10 protein-coding genes and 1 pseudogene are annotated in these 11,891 nt (G+C 60.7%); 5 read left to right on the top strand and 6 right to left on the bottom strand.

Going from position 1 to position 11,891, the window contains the following annotated elements; translation table 11 throughout:
* The first annotated feature begins 3 nt into the window (after positions 1-3).
* Positions 4-1,635, top strand: coding sequence for an ABC transporter permease (locus RAN89_RS16800; protein WP_313867367.1), 1,632 nt, complete (start codon positions 4-6; stop codon positions 1,633-1,635).
* Between the two features lie 42 nt (positions 1,636-1,677).
* Here the strand turns inward: RAN89_RS16800 and RAN89_RS16795 are convergent, their stop codons facing one another.
* On the bottom strand, positions 1,678-2,730 hold the full coding sequence (locus RAN89_RS16795) for an extracellular solute-binding protein (RefSeq protein WP_428984464.1): 1,053 nt from the start codon (positions 2,728-2,730) through the stop codon (positions 1,678-1,680).
* A 76-nt stretch (positions 2,731-2,806) separates the two neighbouring features.
* Positions 2,807-3,709, bottom strand: coding sequence for an alpha/beta fold hydrolase (locus RAN89_RS16790; RefSeq protein ID WP_313867365.1), 903 nt, complete (start codon positions 3,707-3,709; stop codon positions 2,807-2,809).
* A gap of 35 nt (positions 3,710-3,744) precedes the next feature.
* Here RAN89_RS16790 and RAN89_RS16785 point away from each other — a divergent pair, with 35 nt between their 5' ends.
* A complete protein-coding gene (locus RAN89_RS16785) occupies positions 3,745-5,541 on the top strand; it encodes an acetate--CoA ligase (RefSeq protein ID WP_313867364.1) in 1,797 nt (598 codons plus the stop codon).
* Here the strand turns inward: RAN89_RS16785 and RAN89_RS16780 are convergent.
* Positions 5,538-7,306: pseudogene (locus RAN89_RS16780) on the bottom strand (methyl-accepting chemotaxis protein). The gene RAN89_RS16785 and the pseudogene RAN89_RS16780 overlap by 4 nt on opposite strands.
* A 173-nt stretch (positions 7,307-7,479) precedes the next feature.
* Here RAN89_RS16780 and RAN89_RS16775 point away from each other — a divergent pair.
* Genes RAN89_RS16775 through plsY form a run of 3 tightly spaced genes read left to right on the top strand, consistent with a single transcriptional unit; the run spans position 7,480 to position 9,733 of the window.
* A complete protein-coding gene (locus RAN89_RS16775) occupies positions 7,480-8,547 on the top strand; it encodes an aldo/keto reductase (protein WP_313867363.1) in 1,068 nt (355 codons plus the stop codon).
* Between the two features lie 38 nt (positions 8,548-8,585).
* A complete protein-coding gene (locus RAN89_RS16770; protein ID WP_313867362.1) occupies positions 8,586-9,077 on the top strand; it encodes an aminoacyl-tRNA deacylase in 492 nt (163 codons plus the stop codon).
* Between the two features lie 14 nt (positions 9,078-9,091).
* Positions 9,092-9,733 carry a glycerol-3-phosphate 1-O-acyltransferase PlsY gene (plsY, locus tag RAN89_RS16765; protein ID WP_313867361.1) on the top strand — a complete coding sequence of 214 codons (642 nt, stop codon included), beginning with the start codon at positions 9,092-9,094 and terminating at the stop codon, positions 9,731-9,733.
* Between the two features lie 23 nt (positions 9,734-9,756).
* Here the strand turns inward: plsY and RAN89_RS16760 are convergent, their stop codons facing one another.
* From RAN89_RS16760 to RAN89_RS16750, 3 genes are read right to left on the bottom strand one after another with little or no spacing between them, the layout of a single operon-like run.
* A complete protein-coding gene (locus RAN89_RS16760; RefSeq protein WP_313867360.1) occupies positions 9,757-10,728 on the bottom strand; it encodes an HD-GYP domain-containing protein in 972 nt (323 codons plus the stop codon).
* Positions 10,725-11,369: a retropepsin-like aspartic protease family protein gene (locus tag RAN89_RS16755; RefSeq protein ID WP_313867359.1), complete on the bottom strand. Its 645-nt coding sequence runs from the start codon at positions 11,367-11,369 to the stop codon at positions 10,725-10,727. The genes RAN89_RS16760 and RAN89_RS16755 overlap by 4 nt, the downstream gene beginning before the upstream one ends.
* Positions 11,369-11,875 (bottom strand): YajQ family cyclic di-GMP-binding protein, encoded by a 507-nt coding sequence (locus RAN89_RS16750; RefSeq protein ID WP_313867358.1) that lies wholly within the window; start codon positions 11,873-11,875, stop codon positions 11,369-11,371. Before RAN89_RS16750 ends, RAN89_RS16755 begins: the two co-directional genes overlap by 1 nt.
* Positions 11,876-11,891: the final 16 nt, after the last annotated feature.

The raw sequence follows: 11,891 nt of genomic DNA, 5'->3' as shown, positions 1-11,891 counted from the left end.
CCAATGTTTTCCCCGTTTGTACGTCTCGTTTCCGGCAGGCTAGCCTTGCTGTGGGTGGGGGCGTTCGTGTCGCTTCCGATCGTGGCATTGATCGTTGCCGTGCTGCAGTGGGATGCCGTGGCGATGGCGCTCCTGCGCGAAATGGCTGCTTCGGTGCTCCCCGGGTACGGCTGGACCACTCTGGTGCTTTGCGGGGTGGTGGCGCTGGGCGTGGGCGTGGTGGGAACGGCCAGCGCCTGTGCCGTGAGCCTGTTCGATTTTCAGGGCCGCCGCCAATGGGAATGGGCCTTGCTGTTGCCCCTGGCCATGCCTGCTTACGTGGTGGCGTATGCCTACACGGACTTTCTGCAGTTCAGCGGCCCGGCCCAAACCTGGATGCGAGACACCTTCGGGTTGGAAGGGCGCTTGTTCCCGGAAGTACGCAGCCTCGGAGGCGCAGCCCTTGTTTTCGTTTTTACCCTCTATCCCTATGTGTATCTGCTGGTGCGGGTCGCCTTGTTGGAGCGTGCTGCGCACTTGATGGATGCGGCCCGCCTGATGGGGGCGTCTCTCGCGCGGCGGGTGGCGGTCATCGCAGTTCCCTTGGCGCGGCCCGCCATCATGGCAGGGGTGGCATTGGCGCTCATGGAGACGCTGGCTGACTACGGTGTCTCCAGTTATTTCGGTATCCAGACATTGACCGCTGGCATTTACAAGGCCTGGCTCGTGCTGGATAGCCGTATCGCCGCGGCCCAGTTGGCCACGCTTCTTTTGGTCGTGATGGCGGTGTTGCTCAGGCTTGAGCTACACGCGCGGCGCAAGCTGCGTTTTGCCAACGCCAAGGGACGCAGGGTGGTGGCCCAGCCTGTTGTTTTGCGGGGTATGCGGGCAGTGGGGGCGACCCTGGTGTGTGGCGTTCCGGTGTTTCTGGGCTTTGTATTGCCGGTCTTTTTCATGGCGCGGCCACTCTGGCAGGCATGGGGCGTGGAGGACAGCCCCTTGCCCTGGAGCAGCTTTGTAGGTTGGAGCGTAAACAGCTTCAAGCTCGCTGCCATCACAGCCTTGCTCGCCAGTGGGGTGGCGCTTGCGCTGGCGTTTGCAGCACGCCGTGTGCCCGACCGGTTGACTCGGATTGTCGTCGGCCTGGCCGGCATGGGCTATGCCGTGCCCGGTGCTGTCATCGTGGTCGGCCTGTTGATTCCCGTGGCATGGCTGCAGGCCACCCGGCCGGATTGGCAGGTAGGCTTCTGGGTCAGCACGACCATCTTCGGCGTGATCTGGGCGTACTTGGTACGCTTTACTGCAGTGGCCTTGCATACCGTGCAAAGCGGCTACAACCAGGTGCCTGCGACCTTGGACGAAAGCGCCCGCATGCTGGGCGTGACCGGTTGGGGCCTGTGGTGGCGTGTGCACCGGCCTCTGCTGGTGCGCAGCACTCTGGTGGCAGGGCTGCTGGTGTTTGTGGATGTGATGAAAGAGTTGCCGGCCACCCTGGTGCTGCGCCCTTTTGACCACGACACGCTGGCCGTTGTCGCCTTTCAACTGGCCAAGGACGAGCGCTTGGGAGAAGCGGCATTGCCGGCCCTGGTGCTGGTGCTGGTGGGCTTGATCCCGGTGATCTTTTTGAGTCGTACCCTCAACAAAAAAGCGGCCTGACCGCAATGTGCAGTCAGGCCGCTGGCGGGTAGGCGGAGTGACTTACTTGTAGCTCACACGGTCCAGCATCTGCTGCACCTTGACCTGGTTCATGCCGACGATGCTGACCGGAATCGTCTCTGACTTGAAGCCACCGGCGCTCATGCTTTCCAGTGCAGGATTGCTGATCTTGATGCCTTTGGCCGTTGGCCACTCGTTGTTGCCATTGGCGAAGTACTCTTGTGCCTGGGGGCTGGCCAGAAACTCGAGGAACTGCTGGGCATAGGCCGGGTTCTTGGTGTTCTTCGCCATGGCGCCACCGGCAATGTTCACATGGGTGCCCCAGCTGCTTTGGTTGGGGAACACCACGCCGACCTTGTCCATCACCGCGCGGTCTTCGGGCTTGTCGCTGCGCATCAGGCGGGCGAGGTAGTAGGTGTTGGTCAACGCCACGCCGCATTCGCCGGAGGCTGTCGCCTTGATCTGGTCGGTATCGCCGCCCACGGGATTGCGCGCCATGTTGCTCACCAGGCCCTTGAGCCAGGTTTCAGTGGCTGCGCTGCCCAGGTGCTCGTTCATGGCACCGAACAGGCTCAGGTTGTAGGGGTGCGAGCCGGAGCGGGTGCACAGCAAGCCCTTGTTTTTGGGATCTGCCAGTTCTTCGTAGGTGTCCACGTTCTCTTTGGACACGCGGGCCTTGTTGTACACAATCACGCGGGCACGGGTGCTGAACCCATACCAGTAAGTGCCTTCAGCACTGGTCTTGCCGCGCAACTGGGCAGGAATGGCGTCATCCAGTACCTTGGATTTCACGGGGGCAAACAAGCCGTCCACCTCGGCACGCCACAGGCGCGAAGCATCCACCAGCAGGATGACGTCGGCGGGAGACGCAGTGCCTTCGGCTTTCAGGCGCTGCAGAATGCCCGCATCATCGGCATCCACCCTCTTGATTTGGATGCCCGTAGCCTGGGTGAATGCGGAGTAGAGCTGCACGTCACCGGGGTAGTGGCGGGCGGAATACACATTGAGCACCTTGTCTTGCGCCTGGATAGCGGGTGAGCAAACGCCGAGAACGGCAGCGGCGAGCACAAGGCGGCGGGCAGAGAGATTTGTCATGGGCATGAAGCGTAGTGGTTGCGAATCAAAATGAGAGACGTTCTCATTTTAGTTGCAGTAATTCAGCCCTACAAAATCAGCGGATAAAGCGTTCGATCAAGGCTGCCAGCACCTCCGGTTGATCGTGGTGCATCATGTGGCCGGCGTCGTCGATGCGGGCGATTTCCACCTGCGGAACCACCTTCAGACGCTCGTGGTATTCGGCCAAGGTGAACTTGCCTTTCCACCACAGGTCCAGGCTGTTGTCCGAGGCTTCCACGGCCAGCACCGGCATGGTCAGGCGCTGGTAAATCGCGAGCACTTCTTCCACGCGGTACAGCTGTGCGCTGGTGACCTTGTGGGCCGCATCGCCTTGGATGGACCAGCTGCCGTCGGCGTTCTCTGCCGCCCAATGGCGGGCCAGCCAGGTGGCTTTGTCGGCCCCCAGGCGCGGGTTGGTTTTCATGAGGCGGCGGGCCACCCCGTCTGCGCTGTCATAAGCCTTGAGCTCCATCTCACCGGCATGCAGCTTTTTGAGTTCATCCATCCAGGTGGCAAAGCGGCCGGGCGCTTGGGCAGGAATGGTGGCCGGCATGCCGAAGCCTTCCAGATTCACCAAGCGGCGTATGCGCTGGGGCCGCACGCCCCCGTAGAGCATGACAACATTGCCGCCCATGCTGTGGCCCACCAGGTTCACTGGTTGGTCCGGGGCGTAATGGTCGAGCAGAAAGTCCAGGTCGGCCAGATAGTCGGGTACCCAGTAATTGTCCGTTTTCGGCACTTTGGTTTTGCCGTAGCCCCGCCAGTCGGGGGCAATGATGTAGTGGTCCTCGCTGAAGGCATCCACCACAAATTGGTAGCTCGCGGCCACGTCCATCCAGCCGTGCACCATCACCAAGGGCGTTTTGCCCGGGCTGGGCTCTCCCCACACTTGCACGTGGTAGTCCAGATTGCGGATGGGAATGAATTCGCTTTGATGCGGGCGTCGGGCTTGATACATTGTGCAAATCATAAAGACAGAAGAGGAGACAAGGCATGGCCGCCAGTCAAGGCAGAGACACACCCCGCAACGCACAACGACCCGCAGGCTACGCAGCCTTGCACAGCCAATTCCGCTGGGAGGTGCCGCAGCACTTCAACATGGCTCAGGTGTGCAGCCGGCGTTGGGCAGAGTTGCAGGATGCTACAAAAAGAGTAGCTATCCGCGCATATTCCTCGGGCGCTAGCGATACTTTTTATACTTATTCGCAGCTGCAGGAGCAGGCCAACCGTCTTTCCAACGCGCTGGCCAAGCTGGGCGTGCAACGCGGGGACCGCGTGGGCATCGTGCTGCCCCAGCGGTTTGAGACCGCGGTGGCCTACATGGCGGTGCTGCAGCTGGGTGCGGTGGCCATGCCCCTGAGCATGTTGTTCGGGCCGGAGGCGCTGGAGTTCCGCTTGCAGGACAGTGAAGCGGTTGTCGCCATTTGCGATGCCGGCTCACTGCCAGCGTTGGCCAGCGTGCGCCAGACTTGCCCGCAGTTGCGCGCGGTCTTGGGTGTGGGCCTGCAGGACGCAGACGCAGCCTTGTTGACCGGGCCGCAAGATGCCCGCTTTGAGACTGTTTTGCATGCGCAGTCCGCCGTGTTTGCGCTGGTAAACACCTTGGCCGAGGAACCCGCAGTGCTCATTTACACCAGTGGCACCACCGGCAACCCCAAGGGTGCACTGATTCCCCACCGCGCGCTCATCGGCAACCTGAGTGGTTTTGTGGCCAGCCAAAACTGGTTTGGCTTCGACGGCAAAAAGAACCGCAGCTCCAAGGCCGTGTTCTGGTCGCCGGCCGACTGGGCGTGGACGGGCGGTTTGATGGATGCCTTGCTGCCCACGCTGTACTTCGGCCGCCCCATCGTGGCCTACCACGGCCGCTTCAGCCCGCAAACGGCGTTGGAACTGATGCGCGACTGTGGTGTGACCCACACCTTCCTGTTCCCCACGGCCCTCAAAGCCATGATGAAGGCCTACCCCGGAACCAAGAGCCAATCAGTCCGCCAGCAATTCAAGCTTCAGCTCGACGCCATCATGAGCGCGGGCGAGGCCGTGGGCGACGCGGTGTTCGGCTATTGCGAGCAACAGCTCGGTGTGCGCCCCAACGAAATGTTCGGCCAGACCGAAATGAACTACATCGTAGGCAACTGCAACCTCCATTACCCGTCCAAGCCCGGCAGCATGGGCATGGGTTACCCCGGCCACCGCGTGGCGGTGATTGACGAGGCCGGCAACGAATGCCCCGTAGGCGTGCCCGGCGACGTGGCGCTCCACCGATTTGATGTGCACGGCCAACCCGACCCCATCTTCTTTTTGGGCTATTGGAAGAACCAGAAAGCTACGGATGCCAAGTTCACCGGCGACTGGTGCCGCACTGGTGATCTCGCGGTGCGAGATGCTGATGGCTACCTCTGGTACCAGGGCCGGAGTGATGATGTATTCAAGGCAGCGGGCTACCGCATCGGCCCCGGGGAGATCGAGAACTGCTTGGTCAAACACCCTGCTGTCATCAACGCCGCTGTGGTACCCAAGCCCGATCCAGAGCGGGGTGCGCTGGTCAAAGCCTATGTGGTCATTGCTCCTGATTTCATAGCTGCTTGCGCAGATGATACGGGCGCCAGGGCCCGATTACATGCCCAACTGACCCTGGACCTGCAAGCGCACGTCAAAGGCCAGTTGGCACCTTACGAGTACCCCAAGGAGATCGAGTTTGTGGACTCACTGCCCATGACCACCACCGGCAAAGTGCAGCGCCGCGTGCTGCGCCTGCAAGAGGAGGCGCGCGCCAGGGGGTTAGCTGCTTAAAAGGTTTCCCAGTCATCATCCCCTCCGGCCTTGGCAGTAAACGTCTTGGCGGGGGCAGGGGCTGGAGCTGCAGGTTTGGGCAGTGCTTGGGCGACTTTGGGAGCCGCAGCCGGTGTGGGTTTGCTGGCAGGCTTGGCAGGAATAGCACGCCGCTCTTCGCCTGCAAATGGCTTCTGGGCGGACGCTGGCGCACGTACTTGAACTTTGCGCGCGCTCTGGGCGCCATCGAGCTTGAAAATGGAAACGGTGCTGACCAACTCGGCCGATTGCGTTTTGAGGCTGCTCGCCGCGGCGGCAATCTGCTCCACAAGGGCCGCGTTCTGTTGGGTGGCGCGATCCATGTGGGTCACTGCCTCGCCCACTTGCGCCACGCCCAACGACTGTTCGTTGCTGGCGGAGCTGATCTCACCCATCATGTCCGTCACGCGGCGGATGGAAGTCACCACCTCAGCCATGGTGCTGCCGGCCTCGTTCACCAACGCAGAGCCCTGTTCCACGCGCTCCACGCTGGCGTTGATCAGGGACTTGATCTCTTTGGCGGCCTCGGCGCTGCGCCCGGCCAGGGCGCGCACTTCGGAGGCCACCACCGCAAAACCACGGCCTTGTTCGCCTGCGCGGGCTGCCTCTACCGCTGCATTGAGCGCCAGAATATTGGTTTGGAAGGCGATGCCATCGATCACGGCAATGATGTCCGAGATCCGCCGTGACGAATCGTTGATTTCCTTCATGGTGTCCACCACACGGCCCACCACATCGCCACCCCGCGCTGCCACATTGGATGCGCTGGCCGCCAGTTGGTTGGCCTGCAATGCGTTCTCTGCATTGTGCTTGACCTGGGCGCTGAGTTGTTCCATGGAGGCAGCAGTTTCTTCCAGTGAGCTGGCCTGCTGTTCGGTGCGGGCGCTCAGGTCATGGTTGCCCTGGGCGATCTCGGAGCTGGCGGTTTCCACGCTCTCCGAGCCCTGACGCACAGTTTGCACCACCCTGGACAGGCTCTGCCGCATGGACTCCAGAGACTGCAGCAGCACTGCGATTTCATCCTTGCCTTGAGATACGAGCGCGCGGGTCATGTCACCGGTGGACATTTCCTGAGCCGCCTTGACCGCTTCTCCCACCGGCGTAGTGATGGCTCGAGAGATCAGGATGGCCAACAAGGCTCCTATCACCAAGGCGGCCACCATCGCGCTGATCACCGTGATCCGGCCGCTGGAAACCACGGCTTGGGTCTCACTCCAAGCCTCTTCGCCCTCTTTGGCATTGAAGGCCGACACTGCGTCCAGTTCCTTCATGGCAGCGTCAAACGCCTTGCCCACCTGGTCCCGAAACATTTCTTCGGCCATGGTGGCGTTGTTAACACCGGAGAGTTCCAACATCTTGGCGTCTGCTGCGGACCACTCCGCAAATGTTTTTGGAAGTTGGCGATCGCCTTGGATTCCACCTCGGAATCCAAAACGGAGCCTGCCCTCGCAACGATGGCATCCACCGACTTGCGAGCGTCAGCGATCAGTTTTTCCTGGACTTTCTTGACGGCGGGGTCCGAGGTCAGCAGGTGCATGGCTTCGGCCCTTCGGATGGCGCCAAGCAAGTTGTTGAGGTCGGCGGTGAACTGAACGCTAGGAAGGTTGTTGGTTGCGATTCTTTCGGTTTTGACCGACAAGTTGGAGAGCTGCAGCAAGGCCATAACGCCCAGCAGAGTGGTCAAGGCCAGCACGCTGGCGAAACCCAGCATGAGTTTGGTGCCGATTTTCAGATTCGAGAGGTTCATAGCGGTTACACCTTGCTAACGTGGAGGGTTGCAGGGGTTATTGTTTTCACGACGAACAAATGCTAGCGCGTTGCGACTTCCCGCACGCAAGGGTTATCCCTGCACCGAATGACGTTGCGTGGGATACTGCGCGCGCTGGCATTTATCCAACCCTTTTTACTTCGGCATTTCCCATGAATCTTGTACCCCTTGGTCAAAGCGATCTGCGCGTAACTCCCATCTGCCTGGGCACCATGACATTCGGAGAGCAGGTCGATGAACCCACCTCCCACGCCATCCTGAGCCGCTCGCTGGAGCGCGGTGTGAACTTCATTGACACGGCCGAGATGTACTCGGTGCCCCCGCGAGCGGAGACCTTCAACCTGACCGAAAAAATCATCGGCAATTGGCTCAAAGCCAACCCCGGCGTCCGCGAAAAGCTGGTGATTGCCACCAAAGTGGCCGGCCCCTCGCGCGGCATGAACTGGGTGCGCAACGGCAGCAGCAACCTGACTGCAGAAGACATCGTGGCCGCCTGCGATGGCAGCTTGAAGCGCATGAACATCGACGTGATCGATCTCTATCAGATCCACTGGCCGGTGCGCCACGTGCCCATGTTCGGTGGCATGTACTTCAATCCCGCCAATGAAAACGTGGGTGGTAGCGCCATTGAAGAGCAACTGCGCGCCATGGACACGCTGGTCAAGGCCGGCAAGGTGCGCGCCATTGGCTTGTCGAATGAAACGCCGTATGGCGTGCACGAGTTTGTGCGCCTGGCAGAGCAGCATGGACTGCCCCGCGTTGCCTCCGTCCAAAACAACTATGGCTTGCTGGCCCGCACCGTGGAAAACGGCCTGGACGAAACCCTGCACCGACTGGGTGTGTCGCTCTTGCCCTACTCGCCGCTGGCGTTTGGCCTTTTGACTGGTAAGTACGACGAGGAAGGTCTGCTCGGCGAGAACGTGTCGCCCGAGGTGCGCTTGCGCAAGTTCGAGTCCACCCGCAAGCAGCGCTGGGGTCGCCCCGACGCGCTCAAGGCTGCGCGCAGATACAACGCCCTGGCCCGCGAATACGGCTTCACGCCCAGCCAGATGGCGCTGGCCTTCTGTTACACCAAATGGCAGGTGGCCAGCACCATCATCGGTGTGCGCACCTTGGAGCAACTCGATCAGAACATCGACGCCTGGGGCACGGTGCTACCTGAAGAGCTGCTCAAAAAAATCGACGAAGTCCGCTGGGAAATCCGCGATCCGGCGGTGTAACGCGATCAGAGGCGCGAGGCGTATGAAAATACGCCCCTATGGCCAAAAAAGACCACGTCTCTGAAACCCCTGCCACCCAGCTGCTCAAAGCGAATAAGGTGGCATTCACCGAGCACCCCTACGAATATCTGGAGCATGGCGGCGCTCAGCACAGCGCGGCGGTGCTTGGCTTCGATCCGTTTACCGTCGTCAAAACCCTGATCATGCAAGACCAGGACGCCAAGCCCCTGGTGGTGCTGATGCATGGCAACCGCAAGGTGTCCACCAAGAATCTGGCGCGCCAGATTGGCGCCAAGTCGGTAGAGCCTTGTGCTCCGGAGGTGGCCAATCGTCACAGCGGTTATCTGGTGGGCGGAACCTCCCCATTCGGCACGCGCAAGACCATGCCTGTGTTTATTGAGTCCACCATCCTGGAGCTGCCCCGTATCTGCATCAATGGTGGGCGGCGTGGTTATCTGGTCGGTATTGACCCCCAAGTCTGCGTGCAACTGCTGGGCGCCAAGCCTGTACAGTGCGCGCTGGAAGAGTGATTGGAGAACCTGTTTTGAATTCTGTGCTGTACCCCTTGCTGGCTACCGTAGCCTCTTACCTGATCGGCTCCTTGTCCTTCGCCGTCATCGTCAGCCGTGTGATGGGCCTGAACGACCCGCGCACCTACGGCAGCAAAAACCCCGGTGCCACCAATGTGCTGCGCTCCGGCTCCAAGGCCGCCGCGGTGGTCACCTTGCTGCTCGATGCCGTCAAAGGCTGGTTGCCCGTGGCGGCCATCCAGTGGTGGGGCCAGCCTTATGGCCTAGGCGAGGGCTCCATGGCCCTGGCAGGTTTTGCGGCCTTCATCGGCCACCTGTATCCGGTGTTCTTCAGGTTTGTGGGTGGAAAAGGTGTGGCGACTGCACTGGGTGTGTTGGTCGCCACCAGCGGCTGGCTGGCGCTGGCGACAGGCCTCACTTGGCTCATCGTGGCCTATGCTTTCCGCTACTCGTCTTTGGCGTCTTTGGTGGCGGCTCTGTTTGCGCCTGCGTATTACGCCTTTGGCGATGGTGTGGCGTGGGTAACGGACCGCAACCTATTGCTCTCCACTGCAGTGATGTCTATCTTTCTGATTTGGCGCCACTCGGAAAACATCTCCCGACTGGTCAAAGGCACAGAGTCCAAACTGGGCAAGAAGAAAGAAGCGGCCAAGTAAGCCGCCGCAGCCGCGAGGCAGGTTCAGGCCATGCTCAGGGCTTGGCTACCCAGCTGAAGCAGATAAAAGTGGTTCAGCGGTGTGCGCACCGCCACCGAAGGCAGGGCCGAACGGATGCGCGGGGGAGTGTCGCCCGTGGCATGCAAGCGCGGGCTGTTGTGGAATTCCCCATTGGCCTTGCCGATGATCACTACAAAAGGCTGATTGGCCTTGATGCTGCGCCGTACCACCACTGCCAGTTCATCATTGTCCAGCCGTACATAGGTTCCGGGCGGGCACAAGCCCACCGCACGCACCAGCGCCTGGCCGATTTCGTCAACCCCTGCAGTGGCACGTGCCATCACCGAGCGGGCTGATTCAATGGCGCTACGGCCAGTACGGGAAGCACGCGGGGAGATCATGGCCGCGTAGCGGTCCACCACTTTCAAAATGCGCGTGAGGTGCAAGGCGCCGTTGTCGTTATCCGGCGTGTTGCGGTCTACCGCCTCGTCATGATGGCTGGAGACGATGTCCAGCCAGTCATCATCTGCCACTCCCAAATTGGCCAGCATCATGGCACCCTTGATGGGGTGGGCACGAATGGCATCCTGCTGCGCCTGGTTGGGGCGTTCGGTTTGCGTGGCTAACTGGTCCTGCAGCGCCGTCATGGCCACGTTCATGGTCAATGCCGCATGCACCAAGCTGTTGCGTTGCTTGAGGGGTAACCTCAATTCGTTCGCTACCAAGTGGCACAGTACGGCGCACACCAGCGCGTGGGAGGCGCTGTAGCCCACCGGTGAATTGCTCGCGAGCTGGAATAAAAGATACAGACCCACATCCGGGTCCCGTTGCAGCAGACCTTGCATCCAACGGTCGTACTGCAGCACCCGGTGCGCAAATTGCTGGGTCGTATTCGGGCTGCCCAGAATCACCCCAAGGCCGGACTCCAGGTCTGACCATTGGCCCAAGAGGTCTTCGTAAGCGTTTTCGTCCTGCACGTCCATGCTGTTGGTCAAAAGCGTTTTTCCAGCACCATCTGGTCATTGGTCCGGTTCATTTGGAAGCGGCTCAAAAAACTGTTGCCTAGCAGTACATAGGGCATGGATACCGGCGAGACGATGGCGTCCACCCCGCCCACCAGCACATCACCCAAACGCACGTTGTCGAGCGTCATCTTCCAACCTTGCACTACGCCGTTGGCGGTACTCATTTGCACGCGGTCACCGTTCTGGTATTTCAAACCTATGCGCTCTGCTTCCGCCACGCCCATGGACACCGCGGTTGCTCCCGTGTCCACCATGAATCTGACCACGCGGCCATTGATCTGGCCTTCACTGGTGAAGTGACCGCCGGGGCCCGCCGTCAACACGACGCGTGAGCCGCTTGATTGCTGACCGGCGGTGCTGCCCACACTTGCCGGCGCATCGCCCACCCGCAGCGTCATGCGTTTGCCGGCAACTTCGATGACCACCGAGTCTCCTTGCATGGAAACCACCTTCACGCCCTGGTGCGTGGCGCCGATGGCCACGCTTTTGGGGAAGCCGCCATCCACAATCAGCAGCGCCTTGTCGCCCAGCGTTCCGTTAATGGCTACCGTCTGGCTCCATACAGCAGGGGCCAGAAGCAGGGCGAACAGAAAGCGGGCGGCGGTGCGCATCAGTCGCGGAAGTTGTTGAAATCCAGGGGCGTGTCTTTGAGCGCGCCCTTGTCACCGGTCATCTCTTTCTTCATCAGCGCGATCGCGGCTTGCAGGTCGTCCCGCTTGGCGCCTGTGACGCGTACTTTCTCTTCCTGAATCGCGGCTTGCACCTTGATCTTGCTGTCCTTGATGAGGCGTTGAATCTTTTTGGCCAGCTCGGCCTGAATGCCGTCCTTCACCTTCACGACGCGTTTGACCTTGTCGCCACCCATCTTCTGCATGTCGCCGATGTCGAGGAAGCGCACATCCACGCCTTGCTTGGTGAGTTTGTTGCGCAGCACGTCCAGAATTTGTTCCAGTTGGAAGTCTGCGTCACCAATGATGGTGATTTCCTTGTCCTTGATTTCAATGCTGGCAGAGGTGCCCTTGAAGTCAAAGCGGGTGCTGATTTCTTTGGCAGAGTTTTCTACGCCGTTCTTGACCTTGACCAGGTCGGCTTCGCATACGGTATCAAATGAGGGCATGGGCTCGCTCTAAAAA

The sequence above is a fragment of the Rhodoferax mekongensis genome, assembly GCF_032191775.1.
Lineage (GTDB): Bacteria > Pseudomonadota > Gammaproteobacteria > Burkholderiales > Burkholderiaceae_C > Allorhodoferax > Allorhodoferax mekongensis.
Note: the sequence above shows the minus strand (reverse complement) of the source record. Positions and strands in the feature narration are given on the sequence as shown.